This is a genomic window from Polyangiaceae bacterium, assembly GCA_020633235.1.
Classification (GTDB): domain Bacteria; phylum Myxococcota_A; class Polyangia; order Polyangiales; family Polyangiaceae; genus JACKEA01.
In genome coordinates, this window is the sequence record JACKEA010000001.1 from 684,179 (window position 1) to 706,653 (window position 22,475).

Annotated in this window: 26 protein-coding genes; 9 read left to right on the top strand and 17 right to left on the bottom strand. The window is 66.5% G+C overall.

The genetic code is table 11. From position 1 onward, the window contains the following. Nucleotides 1-11 precede the first annotated feature (11 nt). Nucleotides 12-1,274 carry a hypothetical protein gene (locus H6717_02995; protein MCB9575985.1) on the top strand — a complete coding sequence of 421 codons (1,263 nt, stop codon included), beginning with the start codon at nucleotides 12-14 and terminating at the stop codon, nucleotides 1,272-1,274. On the opposite strand, the gene H6717_03000 is transcribed toward H6717_02995, so the two are convergent. Both H6717_03000 and H6717_03005 read right to left on the bottom strand, forming a co-directional pair. Then, nucleotides 1,247-2,584, bottom strand: coding sequence for a cytochrome P450 (locus H6717_03000; protein MCB9575986.1), 1,338 nt, complete (start codon nucleotides 2,582-2,584; stop codon nucleotides 1,247-1,249). The genes H6717_02995 and H6717_03000 overlap by 28 nt on opposite strands. A gap of 12 nt (nucleotides 2,585-2,596) precedes the next feature. Continuing rightward, nucleotides 2,597-3,118, bottom strand: coding sequence for a hypothetical protein (locus H6717_03005; protein MCB9575987.1), 522 nt, complete (start codon nucleotides 3,116-3,118; stop codon nucleotides 2,597-2,599). A 422-nt stretch (nucleotides 3,119-3,540) separates the two neighbouring features. Between H6717_03005 and H6717_03010 the strand changes: the two genes are divergently transcribed. Continuing rightward, nucleotides 3,541-3,756, top strand: a complete 216-nt coding sequence (locus tag H6717_03010; GenBank protein ID MCB9575988.1) for a hypothetical protein — start codon at nucleotides 3,541-3,543, stop codon at nucleotides 3,754-3,756. 590 nt (nucleotides 3,757-4,346) lie between these two features. Here the strand turns inward: H6717_03010 and H6717_03015 are convergent. The 3 genes from H6717_03015 to H6717_03025 are packed head-to-tail and all read right to left on the bottom strand — an operon-like array spanning nucleotide 4,347 to nucleotide 6,761. Further along, nucleotides 4,347-5,567: a radical SAM protein gene (locus H6717_03015; protein MCB9575989.1), complete on the bottom strand. Its 1,221-nt coding sequence runs from the start codon at nucleotides 5,565-5,567 to the stop codon at nucleotides 4,347-4,349. Next, nucleotides 5,564-5,929, bottom strand: a complete 366-nt coding sequence (locus tag H6717_03020; protein ID MCB9575990.1) for a hypothetical protein — start codon at nucleotides 5,927-5,929, stop codon at nucleotides 5,564-5,566. The genes H6717_03015 and H6717_03020 overlap by 4 nt, the downstream gene beginning before the upstream one ends. Nucleotides 5,930-5,975: 46 nt before the next feature. Continuing rightward, nucleotides 5,976-6,761: an SDR family oxidoreductase gene (locus H6717_03025; GenBank protein MCB9575991.1), complete on the bottom strand. Its 786-nt coding sequence runs from the start codon at nucleotides 6,759-6,761 to the stop codon at nucleotides 5,976-5,978. A 37-nt stretch (nucleotides 6,762-6,798) separates the two neighbouring features. Here H6717_03025 and H6717_03030 point away from each other — a divergent pair, with 37 nt between their 5' ends. Then, nucleotides 6,799-7,821: a hypothetical protein gene (locus H6717_03030; protein MCB9575992.1), complete on the top strand. Its 1,023-nt coding sequence runs from the start codon at nucleotides 6,799-6,801 to the stop codon at nucleotides 7,819-7,821. Between the two features lie 2 nt (nucleotides 7,822-7,823). On the opposite strand, the gene H6717_03035 is transcribed toward H6717_03030, so the two are convergent. From H6717_03035 to H6717_03080, 10 genes are all read right to left on the bottom strand, one after another. Further along, a complete protein-coding gene (locus H6717_03035; protein MCB9575993.1) occupies nucleotides 7,824-8,429 on the bottom strand; it encodes a hypothetical protein in 606 nt (201 codons plus the stop codon). Nucleotides 8,430-8,801: 372 nt separating this feature from the next. Further along, on the bottom strand, nucleotides 8,802-9,431 hold the full coding sequence (locus tag H6717_03040; protein ID MCB9575994.1) for a hypothetical protein: 630 nt from the start codon (nucleotides 9,429-9,431) through the stop codon (nucleotides 8,802-8,804). Beyond that, complete coding sequence (locus H6717_03045; protein MCB9575995.1) at nucleotides 9,428-10,963, bottom strand: hypothetical protein; 1,536 nt, start codon at nucleotides 10,961-10,963, stop codon at nucleotides 9,428-9,430. The genes H6717_03040 and H6717_03045 overlap by 4 nt, the downstream gene beginning before the upstream one ends. 87 nt (nucleotides 10,964-11,050) lie before the next feature. After that, nucleotides 11,051-12,223 (bottom strand): hypothetical protein, encoded by a 1,173-nt coding sequence (locus tag H6717_03050; protein MCB9575996.1) that lies wholly within the window; start codon nucleotides 12,221-12,223, stop codon nucleotides 11,051-11,053. Then, a complete protein-coding gene (locus tag H6717_03055; GenBank protein MCB9575997.1) occupies nucleotides 12,220-13,275 on the bottom strand; it encodes a hypothetical protein in 1,056 nt (351 codons plus the stop codon). The genes H6717_03050 and H6717_03055 overlap by 4 nt, the downstream gene beginning before the upstream one ends. A gap of 81 nt (nucleotides 13,276-13,356) precedes the next feature. Then, a complete protein-coding gene (locus tag H6717_03060; GenBank protein ID MCB9575998.1) occupies nucleotides 13,357-13,569 on the bottom strand; it encodes a hypothetical protein in 213 nt (70 codons plus the stop codon). Nucleotides 13,570-14,392: 823 nt separating this feature from the next. Continuing rightward, a complete protein-coding gene (locus H6717_03065; protein MCB9575999.1) occupies nucleotides 14,393-14,998 on the bottom strand; it encodes a DUF4291 domain-containing protein in 606 nt (201 codons plus the stop codon). A gap of 38 nt (nucleotides 14,999-15,036) precedes the next feature. After that, nucleotides 15,037-15,708, bottom strand: a complete 672-nt coding sequence (locus H6717_03070) for a hypothetical protein (protein ID MCB9576000.1) — start codon at nucleotides 15,706-15,708, stop codon at nucleotides 15,037-15,039. Nucleotides 15,709-15,808: 100 nt separating this feature from the next. Further along, nucleotides 15,809-16,270 carry a PIN domain-containing protein gene (locus tag H6717_03075; protein ID MCB9576001.1) on the bottom strand — a complete coding sequence of 154 codons (462 nt, stop codon included), beginning with the start codon at nucleotides 16,268-16,270 and terminating at the stop codon, nucleotides 15,809-15,811. After that, nucleotides 16,267-16,974, bottom strand: coding sequence for a hypothetical protein (locus H6717_03080; protein ID MCB9576002.1), 708 nt, complete (start codon nucleotides 16,972-16,974; stop codon nucleotides 16,267-16,269). Before H6717_03080 ends, H6717_03075 begins: the two co-directional genes overlap by 4 nt. Before the next feature lie 297 nt (nucleotides 16,975-17,271). Here H6717_03080 and H6717_03085 point away from each other — a divergent pair, with 297 nt between their 5' ends. The 5 genes from H6717_03085 (at nucleotide 17,272) to H6717_03105 (ending at nucleotide 20,159) form a co-directional block, all read left to right on the top strand. Beyond that, nucleotides 17,272-17,544 (top strand): tyrosine-type recombinase/integrase, encoded by a 273-nt coding sequence (locus tag H6717_03085; protein MCB9576003.1) that lies wholly within the window; start codon nucleotides 17,272-17,274, stop codon nucleotides 17,542-17,544. A gap of 92 nt (nucleotides 17,545-17,636) precedes the next feature. After that, nucleotides 17,637-17,774, top strand: a complete 138-nt coding sequence (locus tag H6717_03090; GenBank protein ID MCB9576004.1) for a hypothetical protein — start codon at nucleotides 17,637-17,639, stop codon at nucleotides 17,772-17,774. A 366-nt stretch (nucleotides 17,775-18,140) separates the two neighbouring features. Next, on the top strand, nucleotides 18,141-19,178 hold the full coding sequence (locus H6717_03095) for a hypothetical protein (GenBank protein MCB9576005.1): 1,038 nt from the start codon (nucleotides 18,141-18,143) through the stop codon (nucleotides 19,176-19,178). 16 nt (nucleotides 19,179-19,194) lie between these two features. Further along, entirely contained in the window at nucleotides 19,195-19,353 is a 159-nt protein-coding gene (locus tag H6717_03100; GenBank protein ID MCB9576006.1) for a hypothetical protein, read from the top strand. A 317-nt stretch (nucleotides 19,354-19,670) separates the two neighbouring features. Further along, the gene (locus H6717_03105) at nucleotides 19,671-20,159 is read left to right on the top strand and encodes a hypothetical protein (protein MCB9576007.1); all 489 of its coding nucleotides are present in this window, start codon (nucleotides 19,671-19,673) and stop codon (nucleotides 20,157-20,159) included. On the opposite strand, the gene H6717_03110 is transcribed toward H6717_03105, so the two are convergent. Beyond that, nucleotides 20,152-20,559, bottom strand: a complete 408-nt coding sequence (locus H6717_03110; GenBank protein MCB9576008.1) for a helix-turn-helix domain-containing protein — start codon at nucleotides 20,557-20,559, stop codon at nucleotides 20,152-20,154. The two genes, H6717_03105 and H6717_03110, sit on opposite strands and share 8 nt — an antisense overlap. 229 nt (nucleotides 20,560-20,788) lie before the next feature. On the opposite strand from H6717_03110, the gene H6717_03115 reads away from it, so the two are divergent. Next, the gene (locus H6717_03115; GenBank protein ID MCB9576009.1) at nucleotides 20,789-21,409 is read left to right on the top strand and encodes a phage integrase family protein; all 621 of its coding nucleotides are present in this window, start codon (nucleotides 20,789-20,791) and stop codon (nucleotides 21,407-21,409) included. A gap of 12 nt (nucleotides 21,410-21,421) precedes the next feature. Here the strand turns inward: H6717_03115 and H6717_03120 are convergent, their stop codons facing one another. Further along, on the bottom strand, nucleotides 21,422-22,336 hold the full coding sequence (locus H6717_03120; GenBank protein MCB9576010.1) for a hypothetical protein: 915 nt from the start codon (nucleotides 22,334-22,336) through the stop codon (nucleotides 21,422-21,424). Nucleotides 22,337-22,475 lie beyond the last annotated feature (139 nt).

A 22,475-nucleotide genomic window follows, 5' to 3' on the forward strand; every position in this document is an offset into this window, starting at 1 on the left:
AGCAGCGCGCCATGGCGGAAGAAGCTCCCCAAAGCACCGGCGCCATCGCGCGCATCGTGCTGCTGTTCATGTTGCTGCCGGCGACCTTCGCCTTCGAGCGCATGGCCTACTACGGCATGCGGGCCATGCTGTTCTTGCACATGAGCAGCGAGCTGGGCATGCCCACTGCGGACGCGGGCCGCGTGTATACCGTCACCGCCGGCGTGGGCATCGTCACGGTGCTGGTGGGCGGCGCCTTGTGCATCGTCCTTCGACCCAGCCTGGTGATGGCCGCGGGCGCGCTGCTCGGCATCGTCGCCTACGTGCTCTTGGCCGCGAGCGGCAGCACCGCGAGCTTGTGGTTCGCGCTCTTGATCCTGAGCCTGGGCCAGGGCCTGTTCAAGCCTGCCGTGCTGGCCCACGCCGCTCGGGAGCTCCCGCATCCGCGCTTCCACCTGCGCGCGGCGCTGTTCGTCTCGCTCTACTCGGCCATCAACTCGGCCGCGCTGATGGGCTCGTCGTCCAGCGGCGCTCTCGCCGCCGTGCGCGGCACCGGCGTGAGCTTCGTGCTCTCCATCGTGCTCGCCAGCATCGGCCTGGTGGTCGCGTTGGGCGCTGGCGGCGTGGATCTGTTCGTGAAGCCGAACACGCCGCCAAGCTCACCGCTCCGAGCCGGCAAGGTCGCCATCGGTGCGGCGGTGTTGGTGGTGGCGCTGCTTCCGTATCACATGGCCATGAGCGCTGAGAGCGCGATGGAGTTCAGCGTGCTGCGCACGGCCGGCGCATCCAGCTATGGAATGCTCCAGACGCTGAACCCTGTCGTCGTCATGGGAACTTGCTTCCTGCTGTTCGCCACCTTCTTGGCGCTGCACTTTACCAAGGTGCGAGACCTCACGCTGTACGGCGTGGGCATCGGCGTGACCATCCTCGCCCTGGCCGCGGCGCCGACGATGATCGCAGCCGTGAGCGGTAGTTCGTTGGGCGACCTCAGCTGGCTGGTGGGCCTCAGCATCGTGGGCATGGCGGTCGGAGAAGCCATCGCCGGTCCGCTGGCCATGAGTCGCGTGGTGGGCGATTTGCCGCCGCGCTTCACCGGCCTCGCCGCGGGCGTGTGGCTGGCGACGTCCGCGGGAGCAGGCTGGCTGAGCTCCCTGGTCGGCAGCGTCGCTCCCGCCGCCAACAAGATCGTGCTCGCTCTGAGCGTGGTGGCCTGCTTGGTGGTCGGCATCGCGCTGGTGGCGCTCACCGGCTACCTGAAACGGAACCTCTACGAGCCGGCGAGCGGCGCCGAGTAGACCCGGAGCGGGATGCCGCCGCGGGGCCGCAGCGTGACCGACGGCATGAAGCGCAGCGTGCGCGTGACGGCCGGAGCTACCTCGAAGTGCGAGAGCAACGTGGCGAGCACGAGTACGGCTTCCGTCATCGCGAAGTGATTGCCGATGCACACTCGCGGGCCGCCGCCGAAGGGAAAGAACGCAAAGCGCGGGCGCTCCGTCTCCGAAAGCCAGCGCTCCGGCACGAAGGCCTCCGGTCGCTCGAACCAACGCGGGTCCCGGTGCGCCGACCACTGACACAGCGCCACTTCTGCGCCCTTCGGCACGCGGTAGTTGCCGATCTGGGTATCTACGGTGGCCTCCCGCCCAATCGCCCATGCCGGTGGGTAGAGCCGCATGGACTCCTTCACCACCGCGTCCGTGAAGCGGAGCGCCGCGAGATCCGCATAGCGCGCGCTGCGGCCGCCCAGAACCTCCCGAAGCTCCTGCCGCAGCCGTTTCATGTGCTGCGGGTGCTCCGCCAGCAAGAGCAGCGAGTAGGAAAGCGCCAGCGCGGTAGTCTCGTGGCCGGCGACGAACAGCGTCACGCACTCGTCGCGGAGCTGCTGATCGCTCATGCCCTTGCCGTCTTCGTCGTGGGCGGAGAGCAGGAGCGAGAGCAGATCGAAGGTGGGCTCTTCACTCCGGCGTCGCTGCTCGATGAACGAGCGCACCAGGTCGTCCAGCCGCGAAAGCGCGCGGCGAAAGCGCAAGTTGGTGGGCGTCGGAATGCCGGCGGGTAGTGGAATGCCGGTGCCGAACAGCCCGAGGTAGCGGCGCATCACGTGTTCCACGCCCTGGGACAGCTCCGCCCCGGCGTCTCCCATGTGGGCGCCGAACATGGTGATGGCCGCGATCTCGCTGGTGGTGTGCATCATGTCCACGTGCACGTCTCGCTGCTCGCCGTCTCTCCAACTCGCGAGCGTACGCTCCGCCTCCGCCACCATGGTGTCGGCGTAGGCCTCGATGCGCTGCTTGTGAAACGCCGGCTGCATCAAGCGCCGCTGGCGCTTCCACAGATCTCCCTCGCTGAGCAACAGGCCGTTGCCCAGGGAATCGGAGAGCGCGCGCGTGAACTTGTCCTTGATGAAATCGTGATGCCGCTTGATGAGCACCTCTTCCATCAGCTCTGGGTCGTGAACCACGAACAGATCTCGGCCGGGAAACGGCAGCCACACGACCTTTCCCAGAGTGCGGGACTCCGACAAGAACGTGAGCGGATCCTTCGCGAAGCGAATCGTCGTCAGCAGGCTGTTGCCGGGCATCTTGGTGGGCAGCACCGGTGCGTTCACGTCACCCTCCGTTCAATCGAGCGTGCGCGGCGCCGGCCGGTGCCGCTCGACGATGAAGAATGTGGGAGCGATCTGGGCGCCCGCAAGGGCGGAGTAGGCCTTTCCGAGATAAAGATCGTCGTTGTTTGCGTCCACCTGCCGCAGGTAGTCCCGCAAGAAGCTGCCCTCCCACAGGCGGTTATGCCCTTCACTGTAGTCGAGCAACAGCGCGCCCGGCTCCTTGTCGCCGCTCTCGGCCCGCCGCACACGATAGAAACCGAAGCGCTTCGGCGCGTCGTCTTCGGGCAAGCACTTCCAGGGCTCGGTCACTTTGCCCTGCACCACCGGGATGTTGTAGCCCCACACCTCGCCGCTCTTCAGGTAGAAGCCCTTCTTGAACTTCTGAAAGCCGCCGAGCTTGGTCACGAAGGGCTTGTTGAAGCCGCGCAGCTCCCAACCCACGAGCTTGTCCGTGTCCGGCGTGGTCCCCGCATCGAACAACCTCGAAAGCTCCTTGTTCGACAGCTTCGCCAGGTCCTCCAGGGTGCGCTTCATGACACCGGGACTACCACGTCTATTCATTCTTGTCGGGCCGCCGCGGAAACAGCGCGCAGAGAGGGCGCGGCGTTCGGCGCCGTTTCCGCGGCGCACCAACAAAATTCACGACTTCTCGCGCGACCGCAGAGCGCCTGGCCGAAGAGGATTGTCGAGCTCCGCAAGGTTGGGTGTGCTGCGAGTGGTTCGTTTCCAGGTTTCGGCCATCGGGAAGGAGGCCAAGAGCGGCGTCCGGTAGCGGACTGCCGAGCTTGCCATCGAGCAAGGGTCGAGTCGCGGCTAGGCGATGGGAAGTTGGAGCGAGGGCGTCGCGATTTGGCTGCGCGACCTCGTCATCGCGCGACTTCTGGTGCATCTCGCGCTCATCGAGAAACGACGGCTGCAGCTGGTGCGCGGGCTACTCGTCGCTCTACGATCTGTGCGTGCGCTGCCTCGGGATGAGCGAGGGCCAAGCGCATCACAGCGTTTCCAAAGCGCACCCGGCGAAGAGCATCCCGTCGCGCTGGAGATGGTCGCCGATGGCCGGCAAGTCCGACATCTTGATCGTACTCGCGCGCTGGTTTCCGAAGCCGGATGTTCCGGACCAGGTGAAGCCGCTGCGCACTGGCGGAAAGGGTCCGGCGCCCGGCTCGTCGTGACGTCATCGCGCTGGACCAAGGGCGTGGGCCTTGCCGGGGTGGACCCGCGGAATTGATGGGGTCTGGGGTGCACGGAAATCGGTTTACATAGCAACTGATCTAGGCGCGTCCGAAGCCCCTGATCGTTGCATTCGACAGGGTTCGGCAGGCTCGAGAAGGGCAGAAGGGGGACGCGCGGGGGTCTTTGGCGTAGGAAAATCAGTTTACATAGCAACCGATTTGGGGGCGACCGATCCCCCCTGATCGGCGAGCTCGAGCTGGGCCGGAGAGAGAGCCTGAAAGCGAAGCTCGAGCACGCCCAGGATCTGATGCGCCACGTGAGCCGGGAGCTGGAGGTCGTGGTCGAGCGGGCGCTCGACGCGCTGATCCGCGAGCTTTCGAAGAAGCGCTGGAGCGTTACGGACAAGCCGCGCCGCTCCCGCGGAACGAAGCCGGGCGAGCCCGGCCGTGCAGTCCGGCGCGAGGTGTACGAGCGCGACGGTGCCCAGTGCTGCTTCGTGTCGGAGTCCGGGGTGCGCTGCGTCGTGCGCTGGCGCTGCTCGTCCCGCGATAGGCGGGCTGCGCGGCTGATTCCGCGCCGAACCGACAAGCTACTTGCGCGTGACGCGCACGAGATCGTCGCCGCGGGGCGGCTCTGGCGCGGAGAGCGGCTCTTCCACCAGCTCGAAGCGGCCGTTGTCGAAGGGCTCGCCGGGGGCGGCGTCGCGGGGCACCAGGCGCTCGCGCAGGCCGCGCTTGGCCAGGGTGCGCGCCCGGTAGTGGCAGTAGGGGTTGTTGCCCGGGCGGCCGAGCAGCGCGTGGGCGGTGAAGGTGCAGCCACCACGGCAAGGCTCGGCGAAGGCGCAGCTCCGGCAAAAGCCCCACAGGTCGTCCAGCGTGCGGCGGCGGGTGAAGGCGAGGGCAGGGGCCTCGTCCCAGATCTGTCGGAGGGGCGCGCGACGGATATTGTCGCCCACGTAGTGGGCGCTCTGGAGCGACGGGCAGCCCTTCACGTCTCCGTGGCTCTCGATGCCCATCACGAAGCGCCCGGCCTGGCAGCCCCCGAAGTGATCGGCGCCGCCCGGCTCGAGGGACCGCAGCAGCGCTTCCTCCGGGCCGAAGTAGCCGAGGTTATTGCCGGGCATCAGGCTGATGCCGTCTTCGAAGGCGCGCTCTTTGAGGCGCGCGATGCGCGGCACCAGGTCCAGCAGCTCCCAGGGCTGCAGCAATAGATCCGTGCGGTCCGCGGCGCGGCCCAAGGGCGCGGTGAGCTGGATCTGCCAGGCGGAGATGCCGACCGCGCGAAGCCGTTCGTACAGCGCTTCGAGGTCGCCGCGGTTCAGTCGGTTCAGGTTGATGTTGGAGCCGATGCGTACCCCGGCGTCGCGCAGGGACCGGAGCGCCGCCATCGCCGAACGGAAGCTGCCGTTCGCGTTGCGCATGCGGTCGTGCGTTTGCTCCAGGCCGTCGATGCTCACGGACGCGCTCTCGAGCCCCGCTGCGGCCATTGCGCCCGAAAGCTCCGGCGTCACTCCGCGGCCGCCGGTAGTGAGCTGGCGATGGATGCCGCGCTCCCGAAGGGCGCGGAGCACGTCGAGGAATCCGGGGTGCAGGTACGCCTCGCCGCCGATGAGCACGACCTCGCGGGCGCCCAGCTCGGCGAGCTGCTCCACCACGGAAAGGGCCTCCGCGGTGGACAGCTCGCTTTCGCGTTTCACCCCGGCGCGAGATCCGCAGTGGTGGCAGGCGTGGTCGCACGCCAGGGTGAGCTCCCACACCACGTACGCGGGATGCGGCGCGTCGCTCGTCACGCGCAGGCGGCGATGGCTCACGACCCGGGGGGCGGCGCGGGTGTTTCGTCGGGGCTGCCGGTGGCGATGGTGTTCACCGGCGCTTGTCCCTCGGAACAGTTGCGGTCGGGATCGGTGGGTGAGCTCGGCTCGCTGCCCTGGCCGGGCTCGCTCTTCTGGCAAGGACCGCTGGGCCGCGGCTCGATGGGACCATAGGCGTGGGGCGGGCCGCCGTAGCAAGCCATCAGCGTCATGGCTACGGCGCCGCCCAGGGCGACCTTGGCGCTCGCCCGCGCAGCGCGCGCCAGACGCGAGCGCTTGTGCGGTGCATCACAGTGGGGACAGGCGCGGGCGCCCGCAGGTACGAAACCCTCGCAGCTCGAACAAACGGAAAGCGTGCTCATCGATTCCTCCCAACGCCCGCGGCGCGCCCCATCTTACACGCCAGGCTCAGGGCTTGGGCACCGCGAAGTTGAAGGGCGGCAGTTGCTCCGCCTGGCCCATGTCCTCGTGAGCGAAGTAGCTCGCTACCATCTGCTGAGCGCCGGGCCGCGTGTACACGTCGGCGCGGCGAGTCTCGATGGTGTCGGCGATCACCGCCGCCACTTCTTCGGCGCTCTGGGCGCCCGGCAGCGTCCGGGAGTCGAAGCCACCGTGGCGGGCGGAGAGGCCGAACTCCGTGGCTACCACGCCGGGGTGCACCGACGACACCTGGATTTCCGGAAACTCCGCTCGGAGCTCCATGCGCAAGTTCGCCGTGAGCGCATTGAGCGCATGCTTGGCGGCGGCGTAGGCAGAGCGAATGGGCGCGAAGGGCACGCGCCCGAGCATGGATGAGACGTTGATGATGTGGCCGCGGCCGCGCTCTTTGAAGTGTGGCAGCACGGCTTGCATGCCGTACACGGCGCTCTTCACGTTCACCAGGTACATCTCGTCCAGATCCTCATCCGTGAGCTCGGAAACGGCACGCGAGATGCCGCGGCCGGCGTTGTTCACCCACACGTCGATGCGACCGAAGCGATCGAGAGCGCTCGCTACCGTGCGCTGCACGTCCGCGCGGCGCGTGACGTCCCCCACGACGACGAGACTTTCGCCCAGACGGGAAGCGACTTCCGTCAGCTCCTTTTCGCGGCGAGCCAACAATACTGGCTTCATGCCCTTGTCGGAAACCAGCTTGGCGAGGGCTGCGCCAATGCCGGCACTGGCGCCGGTGATGACGATCACTTGGTCTTGCATGGCGCGGAGCTTAGGGCGTTTCTGCTACGGTGCGAGGGTGATTCGCCGTCTCGGGGTGATGGCAGTGCTCGCGGGAACCGGTTGCGCGGTTCCGGTGATGCACCCGTATCGCACCCACGAAGGGCCGGGTGCGCGAGCGGCGATGGTAGTGCACGTCGGCGCCGAAAAGCGTGGCAGCTGCGACAACGAGACCGGGTGCAAACCGGGGAGCGCCGGCGGCTTCTCGCCGCTGAACTTGGACGGACGCTGGGGGCATCGCTTCTCCGAGCACGTCGGGCTGATGGGCGGCGTGACCTTCCCTGGATTCCGCAACTCGAAGACGAGCAAGGTGGATGCGGCCCTGGTGAGCTACGGCGTGCTCACCTTGGAGACGCCCATCGTGTCTGTGGGGCTCGGGCCGGAGCTCGGTACCCGCGTGGCCGGCGGCTCGGTGGGGCTGGATCTACAGCCGCTCGGCAACGAGCTTTCTCTCCCGCACCTCTTGGGGCTGTCGCCCTACTTTCGCTACCTCACGCCGTACCGCATTCACGAAGCGGACGAGAATGGTCAGGTGCCGAGCTGGGACACGGGGGTGCGCCTGCGCGTCGGCCCCGCGGTGCTGGGTTACACGTTCTACCGCCAGACCCAGGGTGTGATCGACTACGTGATCTACGAGAGCTCCGTGCGCGCGCAGAGCTGGCACATGCTCACCTTCGGCGTGGAGCTCAATCGAGACAGCTTGGACTTTGGCGGCTCCTTCCATCGAGAGCTGGAGCCGCCGCGCTGCCAGGGTGCGGAGTGCTTCGCCCCGCACGGCGTGCCGCACCGGAGCGTGTGGCGGGGGTGCGCAGCGTTGTGCGGGGCACAAGCGGAGCTCTCGTGCGGCCTAACGGAAAGCGAGTGTGAGTCCGCCTGCGAGAAGCGGACCGTCGCCGAAGAATGCTGGGCCGCGGACGACGCGCTCTTGACGTGCCAGGCGAGGGGCGTCGCCTGCAAAGGCGACAGGGTCTGGTTCCCGAGCTGTACGCCAGAGCAAGACGCCTTCGACCGTTGCGTGGTGCGCGCCACCCTCGCGCGCTGAGCTCAGAACGTGATGCCCAGCACCGGGCTGATGCTCAGCACCGTGGCGGTTTGGCCGGCGCGGAACAGGCCCTTTTCCCAACGGCCTTCCGCGCGCAAGTTCACGCGGCCGAAGTCCACGCCGACGCCAGCCAGCGCGCCGAACAGGTATCCGCCTTCGCTGGCAAAGTCGCCGATGGGCAGCGCGGCCCCGAAGGTGCCGCCGGCGTAGCCCATGAAGGCCGGCGTGCGAAAGCCGTAGGCAAAGCTCGCGGCCATGGTGCCCAGCGTTCCGCCCTCCACCGGGTACGCCTCGAAGCCGGCGTTCAAAAGCCACATTGGGCTCACGCCATCCTGAAGCGGAATGAAGAAGTCGAAGAACACGCCGCCGCCCCAGCTCGGCTCGTCCGTGCGCGGGAGCTTCACGCTCGCGCGCCGGAGCGCGAGCGACAGGCCCAGCTTGTTGCGCCGGTAGTTCGCCTCCAGCTCTCGCCGGTACGCCTCGCGATCGTCGCGCTCTTGCTCCGCCTCGCGAAACCACGCCGAGTCCGCGGCGGGCTCGGACGCGGGCTCCGGCTGAGCCGCGGCAGGCGCGCTCGCGAGCAGCACAGCCACGGCCACGGTTCGCATGCCTCCGAGCGTAGTGGCTGCCCGCGGGTCTCGCCAGCGATGGCGATCAGCTCGTCAGTGCGCCAGGGCGCTGGCTTCGCTCAGCGCAGCGTCTTCAGCTTGTTGGTCCGCCGCGGAACCACGCGGACGTCGGCCCCGACAGTATCCCCGCGCTTGGAGCCGCCGGCAGGTGTCCTACGTGGGGGCGGTAGTGCGGCACATTCACGAGGGGATCCCTTCGTCATCGAGCCTCGGACCGCCACCCCAAGGAGATCAAGGGGGGCGCCCGCCCCAAAACCAGTTTACATATCAACCGTTTTCCGCGCCCCCAACCCCCCTTGCGAAGGAGCAGCCCGCACCCGGTTCGAGCTGCGACCGCCGAAGGCCCGCGACTCAGTCGAAGCTCGCATCCCACTCGAACGACAGCTCCTCCGCCAGCGACTGCACGGCGCGCGCGTTACCGCCCGCCACGAAGATCCGCGGCCCGTCGTCCCAGGGGACGAAGCACAGCGCCACGTGGTCTCGCGAGTACGCCGTGAGCTCGTTGATGGCGCCCGCGCGCCGGAAGCCTTGAAGGCGCGCCGGAAACTCCGCGTCCACCAGCGCCGAGCGCATGAACTCCGCGCCACCCATTACGGCCTGCCAGTGGAGCATCACTTCCAGGAACTCCGAGCAGTGGTCGTGCTCCAAAAACCACTCGCCGCCCGCGCGCTGGTGCACCGGAGGGTCGTCCGCGCCGGTCACGGCGACGCCCCACTGGACGACGCTCTGGTTCTCGTCGAGGAACACCAAATGCCCGTCGTCCACGGACCAATCCCGGGGCGAGAGCAGCCGGTTGTGCGCGCCGTTCAGGATCGCTTCGCGCCCGGCGAGCAGGGTGTACTGCCTCAGCGCTTCCGGCACCCGGACGTCCAGACGATGCTCGGCGATGGTCAGCTCCATCTCGAGCACGGCGTCGCCGCTTTGGAGCGAGACGCCCAGCGCTTCGTACGCCGCGCGGTAGCGTGCCGCGAAGTCCGTCAACGCCGGCGCCGGCGCAGCGCGGACAGCGCCGCTCCCGCGGCCAAGAGCAACCCGGCGAGCGAGGTCGCGGGGGAAGGCGCCGTGCGGCAGCCGCAGCCGCCGTCGTCGCTGCTGTCGGCGGCGCCATTGCTCATGCCGCCGCTGCTCGTGCCGCCGGAGCTAGCGCCTCCCGACGCGCTGCCGCCCGCGCCGGTGCCGGCACCGCCCCCGGAGCTGGCCCCCGCGCCGCCGCCGCTGCCCCCGGCGCCGCACACGGTGCTCGCCGGCGAGCCCGGCGGCAGGTCGTTGCGGTACTGCGTCCACATGCCCTCGATGAAGGCGCTCGATGCACTGCCGCCGCCGTCCACGTCACCGGTCATCCAGCGATCGACGTAGTCGAAATACGGCTGGTGATTCCAGATCGTCTCCGCATGGAGCATCAGCGTGGAGAGCATCTGGCCGACCCAGTAACCGCTGGTGCAGCAGTTGCGGTAGTCCGGGCAGCCATCCACCATGCCGGCGGGATCCCGGCAGTCCTTCGCGCCGCCGCCGGAGCAGCCGCTCTCGAAGTAGCTCCCCTGGCCGCCGCCGCAATCCCAGCCGAAGAGCGCCTTGCCGCTGTTCCCCGCGTAGGTTTGGCCGTCTTCGCCGAAGTGACTGTCGTCGAACTTCTCGCCCACTTTCAACAGATCGCAGTCGTCGAGCAGGCGGCCCGCGAACACGATGGGCCACTTGCGTCCGCTGTGGTGCCCGCCGTTGGGCGACCATCCGCCCCCCGCTTCCAGCACGCCGTAGTTGTCGATGCCCAGCTGGATCATCGACACCACCAGCTCGTCCCGATCCGGTTCGTCGAGCATGGTGTACATCGCGGCGTTGCTGATGAACGTGGAGTACTCCCGTCCGTAGCAGTTGTGGGCGCCGGCGCCGTTGTACCAGTTGTCTTCGGCGCAGCTATTCTGGATCGTCCAGGAGTTCATGTGGTCGATGCGCGGGCGCTCGGCCATCTTGCGCAGGTCCGCGCCATCCGGCGCATTGCTGGGAGGCGGTAGCTTGGGCAGCAGGTCCCAGTGGATGTTGCCCGTATCCAGATACTGCTTGAACGTCCCCGCGTAAGAAGGCCGCAGCGCCGTGGCCGGCAACGCCGCCGACACCGCAGTCAGCACCGCTTGCGACTGCAAGCACCCCACGTTCTTGATCTCGGCGCCCTCCGTCTTGCTCACGCTCGACACCAGAGATTCGTCCACCTTCAGCGTGTACGGAAAGCTCACGTTCTCGGCGGTGTCGAACTCACCGCCGCGGTCGTCGTAGCCCTGGTGCCCGCCCTTCGGGTTCACCGCGGAGCCATTGCGCGTGCCCGTGGGCGCCGGCGACACGGACGTGATCTCGCACGGCCCCACCACCCAGTAGTCGCCGCTCGCGAACTGCCCCGACTCGCACGGCTGTGCGAAGGTCCACGTCACACCGTACTGGCTGACGCTGGAGACCGGATCCGCAAATGCAGGCGCCGCGAGAAGCCACACGCCCGCGCCCAGAGCCACGATGGAGGCGCGCATGCACCCAGGGTACCGCGCCCCTTGTCACCGCGAAATGCCCCTCTTCCCCGCAAGCTTGTTGGTTCGGCGCGATACCCGTCCCGGACGCTACGGCGCGAGCATCGCGTAACCCTCGACCACGTAGATCCGAACGTCGGGGTGCACCGTCACGACAAAGCCACGCCCGCCGTGAAAGAACGCCGCCACCGGCAGATCGCGCCGGCTCGGCTTGGGGCTCTCTGGATTGAAGAAGCCCGTCTCGAGCTTCACGGTCTGGCCAAACGGACCGCTGGGTCCCGGCGCCAGCATTCCGTCAGATGTGAGCACGGCGTCACTCTCCGGATCGATCGCTAGTCGGGACCACTCGTGCGGTTCCGGAATCTGCGGCAAGCGTCGGCGAGGTCGGAGGCCGGGATCGAGCTCGAGGGCATCGTTCTCCAGGGTCACGATGACGCCATCGTGCGCTGGCAGCAGAGTGGCAGCCGCAAACTGGGGAGGAATGTCGTCAAGATTGCGAGTGAAGAGGTGCTCCTTGTACGCGGCAACCGGGCGTAGGGTGCGCGGCTCGAGAGAAGCCATATGCAGCTCCTCGCCGGGCGTTGCCATGTAGAGACGATCCAAGTGGAACAAGATCTGGGCTTGGCCCTGATACTGGTTGAGCAGGTTTCCTTCGATGGTGTGGTGAGCGAGCACGGTGGCGGTGTCCGGATCGATGGCCATTGCCGTGGTGGTCTCCCGGCCCCAGTCCACAAAGGCCACGAAGGCCAGCCCCGCACCCGTGGTGACGCTCGGGAAGTACCCCTCGCGCAGCGGAAGCTCCTGAGTCATCCGCAAGCGCGCGTCGAACACGCGAAGGAGGACGGTCCGCATGAGGCCGCCGGTGGCCAGCAACACGTGCGTGCCGTCGAAGGCGACGCTCCTCTGGTAGTTCTCGTCGGCCGGCGGCGTGACTCGCTGCAGAACGGCTCCGCTCTTCAGATCGATCTCCACCAGCTCTCGCTCGGTGTGCGCGAACATCGTTCCGAACGGATGAACCGCGTCGGGAGCCCGCCCGGCGCATACGGTCTGCACGTAATCGGGATCTTGGATCTGGATGCGGCGCACTGACAGCGTCCGGCGCGGAGGAGCTTTCGCCACCTTGCCGGTCGCCGCCCTGTCCACGACGGCCACGCGGACGCTGGGCGCGGTGCGCAACACCGGCGACGGTCCCGACGACGCACTACAGGCGGACACGACGAGCGCTAGAGCGAACGTGATGAGCCGAGAAAGTTGCGAAATCATGGCTCGCTCTTGGGGCGGAAGATCCCGTCGAGGGGATGGGCGTAGGGGCCGGCGCCGGCGCGAAAGCTCCCTCCTTCATCCCAGTCCGCCCACTGCTGGGTCTTCTCGTTGTAGAGCCAGGTGCGCCGTTCCACGCCACCGATGTCGCCTGTTCGGCCACCGCCCCAGGAGGAGTCGACCTGAAAGACGCGGACGCTGGGTGTTGCCCCAGCGGGCCAGCCGGCGCGAACGAAGCTTGCCGGAACTCGTCGTCCGCCAACGGTGAATTGGCTTGGGTCCGAAACTCTGACGGCGGTGTTGGAGCGAAGGATCAAGTTGTGGTCACGCGTCTCGCCGCGGGGTGGCATCAGGTGGATGACATCCCCGGGTCTTGCTTGCGCGACGGGCACACGTGCCAGGGCATCGTTGGGAAACACGGCGTCTGCCACCCGTCGGATCCCGTAGCGCGCCCCCGCCGCCTCGCGATTTCCCTGCCCCCGCGAGTACAAGAGCGCCCGCGCCACGTAGCCCCGACAGTCGAAGCCGAGCTTCATGTCCCACATCAAGCGGCGGATGGCCTTGTCCGGTGCAACGCCGGGATACTTGTCGAGGGCACCCGCGTCGATCAGCGCTTGTGTGACCACCTGCACGTCCTCGGGTTGGCCGCGGGAGCTCACGGCGCGTGCAGCGTTCATGGCAATGGGTCGAAAGGCATCCGGACCCACGGCGCGCTGGATGCTCAGCAGGTACTTCTGCTGAGCCTTGCCCGCCTGGTCATCGAAGTAGCGCGAGCGAAAATGCGGCGTGACGCGCACCGTCTGGCCCCCAACGCGGTAGCTGGCGTTCATCCGCGCCATGAACTGGTCGAGCCGGCGTCCGATGCGGTCCGGCGGCGTGCGCTGGGTCAGCGCCTGAACGGCCTGAGCACTGGCGCCGCGCGGCAACCGCGCCGTGGCCTGAGTCGCGGCGCGTCGGGCCGCGGGAGCCGCGCGCTGGAGCTCGGGGGTGTCGGTGTCGGTCGGATCGGCAGGGGCGGAGCGAAATCGACGAAGCGCGGACGCAGGTTCAGTCATTGCGCGCCCCATCGGCAAGCCGCCAGCCAGGTTGCCCGGAAACTACGCCCGGATCCGTGTGCTCAGCGTTGCGTTGGGAGACTACGCCGCAACCCGAACGTCCGCGGCAGGCAGCTCGAACTCCAGGGGCTCGCTACCGTCCCGCAGATCGAGGCGCACCCTCACGAGGCGTCGGCCTTGGTGCCCCACTGGGCCGCGGTCTTCGATCACGGTGGCGAGAACCTCGATGCCACCGAAGGTCAGCCGCACCTTCGAGCCGACTGCGGGAACGCCGCTTTTGGGAGCGCGCTTCATCACTGGAAACCTATCACCAAGGCGTCCTGCCCACCACAGACAGAAGGTAGGCATGAACAGCCCGGTCAAATGTGCGCGCCAACGCGCTGCACGTGCTTCGCCACCGACGAACGGTTGCGATCCTCAGGGAGGGGTTTCCGCCGACCTTGTCCCAGTCTTGGTGCGCGATGGCGTTTCTCCAGTCGTTCAGTTCCTCGAGGCGCCTCTGTCTGGCTTCTGCGCGCTTGTCGCCTCGTCGGATGTGCTCCCAAAACGGCATGCCGATTCGAGAGAAGTCAGCTCCAAGATTGCCAGGATTCGGGTTCCCGTAGTCGAGCTTCCGTCCACGAGTCATGAGAACTCGGAGCATCCCACCTGGCCACGCCTCTGCTGGGGCGGTTGCTAGAAAGTCGACGGCTTCCGAGTGCAGGCTTCGACTGAAAGCCTGAAACTGGGACGAAAGCAAGACGGCGTATGCATGGTTTACCTGCAATGTTGCGAATTGGCGACCACGCCCTCGCCCGACAATCGCCCGGTGCGCTACTTCGATTTCGTTCAGCGCCGTACCGGCCGTCTTTTCCCACTGTTGCAGTGCGCGTGAGGACAAGGTTCGATCCCTGGAGCTGGCGGACCAGAACCTCAACGGTCCGCACAGCCTGCGCCCCATCGGCGAGCTGTCAGCGAGGTTGCGCGGAGACTACCGTCGCGTGCGGCTCTCCGGCCCCATCGCGCCTGCGCGAGAAGTACTTGATATGATAGCCGGTTTCGGCGCGCCACCACCCCCTGGATCACGCGGGTGCACCCCCGGAGCTCGAGAGGTTTCGGCGCGCCGCCACCCCCGGGATCACGCGGGCGCCGGATACACGTCCTCCCGCGGCGTGACGAGCTCGGCGTAGCGCGACGGCGTGGCGTGCGCGCGTTCGCGCGCCACGAGCTCCGTCACGTCTTCGATGCCCAGCACCCACTCGCGGGCAAAGCGCCGCGCGCTGTCCCCGCGCAGGCCCAGCTGGATCGCGCGCCGCTCCACCTTGGCGCCGGTGGGATCGTGATCCGGGTCCCACTGCAGTCGCACCGAAGAGCCATGCACGGCCGTTTGCCACGCCTCGCGACTCTCGTACATGGACGGATCGAAGGTCGACACCACCGCGCGCCGAAGGATCTCGTCGAACGCCTCCCGCCGCAGCCAGATAGCGAGCACCACCTCTTGCCCTTCCTTCTGCGCCCAGCCAGAGCGGAACATCATCCACAGGAAATTGGGCTTGATCCACGTCATGCGGCTCTCGCTCCACTCGCCCCCGAAGTAGCCGTGCTCCGCCGCAAAGCGACCGATGCTCGGCTTGTACGCCTGGTACACGACCACGGCGTCGTCCGAGTACTGCGCGAGGATGTGCCGACCCGACTGTGGCCAGCGCGCGCGTTGCTCCAGGTAGGGCTCGAGAATCAGAGGCACGACGGAAGGCTAGCGCCCAACTGCGCCGCGCGTCGACCTCAGTTGCTCAGCGCTTCCAGGTACGAGCCGGCCAGCGGCTGGAGCGGCTGGCCGTTCATGAATACTCGCGGCCGAATGCGCTCCGCGGTTCCATCCACGAACACCTGGCTGCCCGGAGGCAACGCCAAGAACTGGGTCACGAAGGGCAGCCGCTCCACCAGTTGGATGAGCGCGGGAGCCAGCAGCGCCTCGGGTCGTTCGTGGTTGTGCGCGGGCTCCTTGAAGCAGCCGATGAACCAGCCGGAGTCTCCGTCGTCCTGCGGCTGATCCCGCGTCAAGAGCCAGCGGTCCGCGAGGTGCGCCTCGTCGCAGGCGATGGCCATCTGATCTTGCCGCGGAAACGACATCTCTTCGGCGAGCCCGAGGCTCTGACACACTTCCTTCTGCACCCAGGTCTGCATCAGTGAGCGGTCGCAGCTCTCGACCCAGTCCGCGCCCTCGCGTTCTTCCACCCCGATGGTCCCGTCCGACCGCTCGCACAGCCGCAGCGTCGCCCAGCCCAGCTGCACGGTCTGCCCCGGCAGGAATCGTCGCCCCGCCGCCACGCCGTTCTCGAAATAGCCCAGCAGCATGCGTTCCACCGGCACGGGCTGCTGGTCGCGGAACTGGAGCGTGATCTCCGGATGGTTCGCCGCACCGCAGCGCGTCGTCACGAACTGAAGCGTCGTCATGTTGGCCGGCATTATATGCCGCTGCCTCCCCCCATCTTCCCCCCTTCCAGATTTTGTCGTTCCGCCGCGGAACCTCGCGAACGCACCCGTATTCGAAGCGCTAGGTGACCCGGAGCAGATCGATTGCCGGTCCCTGACCGACCGCCTCCAGATTCTCAGCTAGTCGCGCATCGGACGTCACGAGAGTGCGACCGTAGTGCTTGGCTGTGGCGGCGATGAGCAGATCGGCGTCATCGATCACGATGCTCGGCCTCTTGACGCTAGCCTGAGCGAACAACTCCGCTGCAACCATCCAGGCACCGAATGCGGGCACGTCGAGCCCGAGCACATCCGCCGTTCGAATGAGCCGTTCGATCCGAACTTCCTTGCGACGGCCCCTGTCACGTAGCCGAAGCACTCGCACGCCACGGCGCAGCTCATAAGCCGTCACGACGGAGATCACCAGACCGCCCTGCTGCCGGACACGGGCCTCGACCTCGGCGACCATCTGCGGGGACCGCTTCGCCACGCGAGGGTCGATGAGCGCCTGCGCGACGTTGGTGTCGAACAGAAAGTCGGTCATCGCAGGGTTCGAAGCCGCCCAGCGTCCAGTGTTTCGGCGTCGTCCTCGGACAGCGCTTCTCGTGCCTGACGCGCATACCGAAGGGTACGCTCGGCTCGCTCATCTGGAGACTCACCCACGAAGGGATTCAACCACAATCCATCCTGACGCAAACGGTCTTGTAGCTCGCATAGGAACATGAATGCCGCCTCGAGGAGCTCAGCAGCGCGGCCCGGGTCGCCGTGATTACGCGCGACTTGAAGCGCACCGAGCAGAGCGGCTTGTCCCTTCATCAGGAGCACGAACTGAGGCTGTTGAACAACAGAAGCCAGCTCCTCTTCGTGCAAGCGTTCCAGCACGTCCATGTTCACGATGCTGGTCAACCCGACCAGACTGCGCACAATCCCCAGACACCACGCCAATGTCTCACGTGCGTCGGTGTCCGCCAGGAATTGGTTCATGAGCGCCGTATCCTGACGAAGAGCAGACTCCAACTCCGACTGCCAGGCGTCGCGGCTTGCGAGTGCTTTCCAGAGCGCGCTGGTCACGGCGACGAGCGGCCTACCGAGCGCCATGCCAACGTCTTCGAGCAAGTGATCCGTGAGCGGTTCGCTTTCCAGGCGGGCGAGCGCTGCCAGCGCCGGGGCTTTCGTCCAGGCGACCGTGGCGCGCAATTCTGCCGGAAGGCGCCGAAGGGCGGCTTCAAAGTCCCAGAGCGGAAGCACGCTAGGCCGAACAGTTGGCGGAAAAGCGGTTTGGGCCACGAATGCCAATCTCCAGGGCTGAACGTAGCACTGGGTTGGCGCCTGCGACAGCGCGACAGCGCAACCCTCTGCACCGGCGGAGCACATTGTCGCTTGGAGCACAGGGGGCAGCATCCTCGCGCCCGCTTTTCGCGGGGGACCTGCAACGCTTGGGCGCGCTGGATAGAAGCGTTCCGTCGTGCTGATGGTCACTCCGGACAAATTCCTCAGCGGCAAGCAGGTCGCTGGTCTCCGGAACACCTCGAACGCAAGCGGTAGGTGGGGCTCGACACCGAGGACAAGAAGGCTGTCAGGAACGCGGTCGTCGTCGAGACCCTTCTCGGGACCGACCTCCGGGTTTCCGAGGTCTGCGATCTCGTCGTTGGCGACGTCTTCCTCGATGCGGCAAACGTCCTTGTGAGGCGCGGGAAGGGGAACAAGGCCGGGCTCGTCGCGATCTCGAAGAAGCTCGCCCGGCATAGTGCCGGGTTCATCGCCTGGAAAGTGTGCTCGTCGAGGAAGAGACCGGCACCAGCGCCCCGCTCTTTGTGAGTCAACACGGCTATCACCCTCTCGCTCAGGCATTCACCGCATTTGGAAGGCGGCTCTCGAAGCCGCTGGACTGCCAACTACCTGGGAAGTGCATGCCGCGAGGCATTGCTACGCTACCGACTCAGCGGCAGCTCGGGCACAGCACGCCGGTGGTGACACAGGTGTATGCGAGCCTGGTCGACGAGGACGTGAGGCGGGGTGTCGAGATGGTGTGGTCGGCGCCCGGATGACGAGGCCGGGAGGTCTCGATCGTCATCGAGGTGGTTCCAAGCGGTGTCCAGGAAGCCCGCTGACGATCGAAGTCGCCGATCCCGCAGGCGCCGGCCTCACGGCCATCTCGCTGCGGCGGCTCTCCCCAGCGCGGAAGCGAGCGGCGACACGAGGCGGTTCTGGATCGGCACGGTCAGCGTGGCCCGCATCCGCGACGAGCAGGCTACACCGTCGCCGCCGTTCCAGCGAGCGTATCGATGCACTAGACCTCCCGGTGAATGTCCCGCAGGTCCAAGTCGGCGTCCCCCAACATCTACGGCCCTGAGCTTTGGACGACGATCCGCGGCGAGGCCCTGTCCCACTGGGATCTCTGGTTCGTCGTCGTGATGCACGAGCTGCCCCACGGCAAGTGGGAGTTGGTCGATCTGCTGAAGCGCCAAGCAGGCAAGAACCGCGGTTCGAACAAGCGGGATGTAGAGAGCAAGCTCAACCACCTTCTCGATCTGGAAACGCGCCTACTGTCCGCGGGCCTCACGCACGACGACGTGCTTGCCGACGTTACCATCGACTACCGCTTGCGACATCGAGCGGACGAAAAGGTATTAAAACGCCATGTGGGCGCCTACCCCTCGCCCTCGATGATCAATACCCCCAGGAAGATCCTGCGGGAGCGGGCCATGCGAGGGCACTGGGAGAAGTTCGCGAGCAACCCCAAGACCCACGAGGCCGTGTTGGGCCACAAGCTCGTGCATCCCGGCGGCTACTACGACTACCGAGCCACGCCGCTCGTAGCCGAGTTGCTGGAGTCAACCTGGGAGCGCCAGCGGTCGATGGCAGCTTCAAAGGCAGCGAAGATTGCGCTCGACCGTCTGGCGATGACCGTCATTGTCGAGCTGATGGAACATGTCGACGATGACGGCGACATGGGTCCGATCTTCGATGCTGTGGTCGCAAGCTACAGCGCCGACGTGTGGCACGCCGGGATCGACCCCGAGGTCGTGCTTCGAGACGGTATCGAGTTTGGGTGCTGGGAGGACTACGGGCTGTCGAAAGAAATGGAGGCGTTCTTCGAGGCAGTGCCTCGTGAGCACGGTGATCTCGCCGTCCAGATCCTGGCCGAGACCCGAGCTGAGCTGATCATCAACGGCCGCGAGTACGAACACCAGAAGGTGCTCTCCATGTGGGCCACGCTCCTCGTTGCCCACGAGCGGTTCGACGCCTTCGAGCACCTTGCCTTCCGTCTTGGGTCGGATGCGTGGCTCCCCATCGTCATGATGGTCGACAAGGCCGTGGCCGCCGGTCGCGACGAGGTCGCACGCGCTGTCCTTTCCGCAGCGGATCAGCCGGGCCGCCATCGGGACGCGCTACGCCGGAAGGCGGAGCAGCTCTCCCAGAGGGCCCCAGCATCAGCCGCCAGCCGCTAGCCGCGGGTTTGAACGGATGCCCGCAACAGAGGAGACGGTGCGGCCGACGGTAGTCGAGCTGCTGCCAGAATGGCTCAAAGGGCGCCAAAGCGATCCGGACGTGTCCGGCGCCGCTTTCGACGCCAACGAGTCGAACGTGAAGATCCACAGTGGTCGGGGGCGTCGAGTGCCCTAGCGGTGGGACGATCTGCGTTTCCGGCCACGCCCGCCTCCAGAACCATGCGAAGCAGCCCGTCTTGCACAGGTACAGATCCAAGCCTGAATGAGCTTGGCGCCCCCGGGAGGAGTCGAACCTCCGACCAACGGTTTAGGAATTGGCCAACCACCTGTGCAGCTTCGAGCACCAGCGTTCAAACCACCTGGAATTGCAGGCTCCCGCACGTCCTGCCATCGGTAACGAAAGACCTGTGCAGATGGCCGGTCCACCTGTGCAGATTGGGCGTCGTCGAACATCAGATAACTGCCGTCCTCCGGCTCCGATAGAGTCGCGGTGTGGCACATCGGAAGTCGCAGAAGAAGACCACCAAGAGGGCTGAGGCGGCGAAGCCCGAAGAGCCGGAGCCGTGGTTCATCGAGTTCTTCCGCCGGCACGAGGACGACGATGCCGACCAGTCCGTGCCTGGCAAGACCTTCCTTGAAGGCTGCCCCGACAAGGTGCGGCAGACGATGCTCGCGGTACTCAAAGCCGTCGCCGAGGCGCCGCCCCCGAGCTTCTCCGGCGGTGGCTACTGGGAGGCGATGCACGACGAGATGAAGGGCTACTACGAGATCCGCGTGAACGGCCCCAAGCGCGAGCACTTCCGCCTGTTCTGTCTACTCGAACGCGGTGGTGTGGACGTGGGGCTGAAGGGCCCGAGCATCGTGATCATCACGGGGATGTCGAAGAAGTTCCGGACCACGTTCCGCAACCGCGACTACGAGGCCGTCCGGGAGCTAGCCGACGAGTACAAGAAGCGCACGCCCCGCAGCGTGCTCAGCTAGCCACCGCCTCGTCGGCATCGGCCTTGGAAGCGGACCGCCTCTTGCCACCACCTTGCTTGGTCGCCTTCTTCTTTGCGGCGCTCCGCGGTGTGGGTGCCTTCCGCGCCAACTGGACTTCGTACCCCAGGGTATCGGCGAGCTTCGCGAAGGTTGCAAGCGTCGGGTTGGCTCGTTCGGCGGTGAACAGCCGCCGGACCGCCGCGGGCTCGGCAGAAATCTGCCTTGCAAGCGCCGCCTTCGAGACGCCGGCATCGACTCGGGCAGCGTCCAGCGCACGGACCAACGCATCGACCATGTCGATCTCGTTTCGGATCTTCTCGTAGCCCTCGCGGAACTTGGCGTCCCGCATCTGCTCGTCGAAGAACTTGTCGAAGCCGGTCTTCTTGCGTTTGCTGGCCATCAGAAAACTCCACTAATGAGCGTAACACAAATGTTACGACCGGCAAGTGAGTTTTGCCTGGTTGTCCGAGGGCAGGGGCGGGCGTAGGTTCTTCCTACCACCCCCGTTCGCTTCGGCGGCGGGGTCGAGGCCGCCGGCGAGGCGGCTTCTGTCTTTTGTGGTGCTTCGTCGGTGGCCGGCGGGGCACGAGGAGCTGGGCCGAGGCCGTCGGCACCATGATCATCGGTGGATGACACACCGCAAGACGTGGCTCGTGACGCCAGACAAATTCCTCACCGCTGACCACGTGCAACGCCTGCGGGAGCACCTCGAACTACGGCGACGACGCGGGCGGGGCAGTGGCGACAGAAAGGCGGTGCGGGACGCCGCGATCATCGAGGTGCTCTTGAGCACCGGGCTCCGGGTATCTGAGGTCTGCGACCTGGTGGTTGGTGACATCTTCTTGGACACCGGGCATGTCCTGGTCCGACGCGGCAAGGGCAACAGAGCCCGCCTCGTTGCGATCCCCAAGACGCTCGCCGAGTACCTCGACGAGTTCGTCCTGTGGACGAGCAAGGTCAGAAAGGAGGTCGACGCTGACGGTCCGCTATTCGTCAGCCAACGTGGTGCTGGCCTCAGCAGATCCGGCGTCCACCGGATCTGGAAGGCGGCTCTCGAAGCCGCCGGCCTTCCTACGACTTGGGGCGTTCACGCCACGCGGCACAGCTACGCAACGGAGCTGTATCGGCGGACCAGGGATCTGCGGCTCACACAGCGGCAGCTTGGGCACTCGTCGCCAATCGTAACCCAGGTTTACGCGAGCTTGGTGGACGAGGATGTTCGTCGAGGCGTGGAGAAGGTGTGGTCGTAGACGAGCTTTCCGCTATCCCACCTCTGCCGTGAACTCGGCCGTGCCAATGACCCTCGCGGCAATTGGCAGTGAGAGGCCCTTGCTCTTGACGGACCGTTTCAAGGCGTCGATCGACGACACCAGCGCACCACGAGTTCCTTCGTCACCGGTCACCAACGTCCGATTCCCGAACAGGTTGACGTGAAAGGTGATGGCGCCATCCTCGAAGTCGTTCGCGTCGACGCTCATGGCATCCGCCGTCCCCGCGGCAACTAGACTCATCTTGGCCCGCTGGTGCTTGTAGGCCAGGTGGAGGAACGCCGATGCGACCACGTTCCCGAAGAGCATCGGATCGTCGATACCTTCGCCGGCATACCCGGCCGCCAGATTTCGGCAGGGTGCGAGCACTGATTCTACAAGGTCATCGTCGGCGGTCTCGCCCCTCAAGCGGTCCACACCAACGTGTTCCTCCAGCAGGCGACCAATCTGGCGAATGTGCGCCACGTAGCGCGTCTCTTCCACCTGGAGTTCACGGCGAATGTTGGCAGCTACGTCGGTCAGTCGAGCTGGCGTGCCGTCCGGGTACTCTATCGTGGACGAGAAGAAGTCGTCAGCACGTTGTGCGCCTCCGAGAGCGGTCAGAAATTCGTTCGCGACATGGCGATCGTCGAACCGCGTTGGGTTTACGACGCTCCGGGCTCCTACCTCGTCGGCGTGCTCCGCGAAGGGCTCATCCAGCAGCGTGAGCAGCCGACACTTGAGAACCTGCCCACGCTGCCGCATGAAGCTCTCACTGGCGTCGCTTTGCCCAACCGCCTCGTCGAGGTGGCTCGCTAGTTCCCATAGGGACCAAGGCGAGAGCAGCAGGTCGTGGCTCTCCGCTGCTTGTTCCAGTTGCGTACGACCGACAGCACGCACGGCAGACGTATCAAGGAGGTATGTGCTCACGACCGACCATGTTGGAACGGTCAGCGGGTCGCTCGCAACACTTCTGCTGATCTGTTGCGAGTCCATAAGGGCCGGGCTCCTCCGTCAGCCGTGCTGAGGTGAGGATGGCAGAGCTGAAGCTCGCCTCCGTAGAGCACTG

What these genes read in the sequence shown, in the direction of transcription:
- H6717_03110 (MCB9576008.1), bottom strand. Translation starts at nt 20,559, where the DNA reads ATGGCCAGCAAACGCAAGAAGACCGGCTTCGACAAGTTCTTCGACGAG.
- H6717_03100 (MCB9576006.1), top strand. Translation starts at nt 19,195, where the DNA reads ATGCCCGCAACAGAGGAGACGGTGCGGCCGACGGTAGTCGAGCTGCTG.
- H6717_03045 (MCB9575995.1), bottom strand. Translation starts at nt 10,963, where the DNA reads ATGCGCGCCTCCATCGTGGCTCTGGGCGCGGGCGTGTGGCTTCTCGCG.
- H6717_03090 (MCB9576004.1), top strand. Translation starts at nt 17,637, where the DNA reads ATGCCGCGAGGCATTGCTACGCTACCGACTCAGCGGCAGCTCGGGCAC.
- H6717_03025 (MCB9575991.1), bottom strand. Translation starts at nt 6,761, where the DNA reads ATGCAAGACCAAGTGATCGTCATCACCGGCGCCAGTGCCGGCATTGGC.
- H6717_03055 (MCB9575997.1), bottom strand. Translation starts at nt 13,275, where the DNA reads ATGACTGAACCTGCGTCCGCGCTTCGTCGATTTCGCTCCGCCCCTGCC.
- H6717_02995 (MCB9575985.1), top strand. Translation starts at nt 12, where the DNA reads ATGGCGGAAGAAGCTCCCCAAAGCACCGGCGCCATCGCGCGCATCGTG.
- H6717_03070 (MCB9576000.1), bottom strand. Translation starts at nt 15,708, where the DNA reads ATGACGACGCTTCAGTTCGTGACGACGCGCTGCGGTGCGGCGAACCAT.
- H6717_03115 (MCB9576009.1), top strand. Translation starts at nt 20,789, where the DNA reads ATGACACACCGCAAGACGTGGCTCGTGACGCCAGACAAATTCCTCACC.
- H6717_03075 (MCB9576001.1), bottom strand. Translation starts at nt 16,270, where the DNA reads ATGACCGACTTTCTGTTCGACACCAACGTCGCGCAGGCGCTCATCGAC.
- H6717_03050 (MCB9575996.1), bottom strand. Translation starts at nt 12,223, where the DNA reads ATGATTTCGCAACTTTCTCGGCTCATCACGTTCGCTCTAGCGCTCGTC.
- H6717_03035 (MCB9575993.1), bottom strand. Translation starts at nt 8,429, where the DNA reads ATGCGAACCGTGGCCGTGGCTGTGCTGCTCGCGAGCGCGCCTGCCGCG.
- H6717_03060 (MCB9575998.1), bottom strand. Translation starts at nt 13,569, where the DNA reads ATGAAGCGCGCTCCCAAAAGCGGCGTTCCCGCAGTCGGCTCGAAGGTG.
- H6717_03095 (MCB9576005.1), top strand. Translation starts at nt 18,141, where the DNA reads ATGCACGAGCTGCCCCACGGCAAGTGGGAGTTGGTCGATCTGCTGAAG.
- H6717_03005 (MCB9575987.1), bottom strand. Translation starts at nt 3,118, where the DNA reads ATGAAGCGCACCCTGGAGGACCTGGCGAAGCTGTCGAACAAGGAGCTT.
- H6717_03020 (MCB9575990.1), bottom strand. Translation starts at nt 5,929, where the DNA reads ATGAGCACGCTTTCCGTTTGTTCGAGCTGCGAGGGTTTCGTACCTGCG.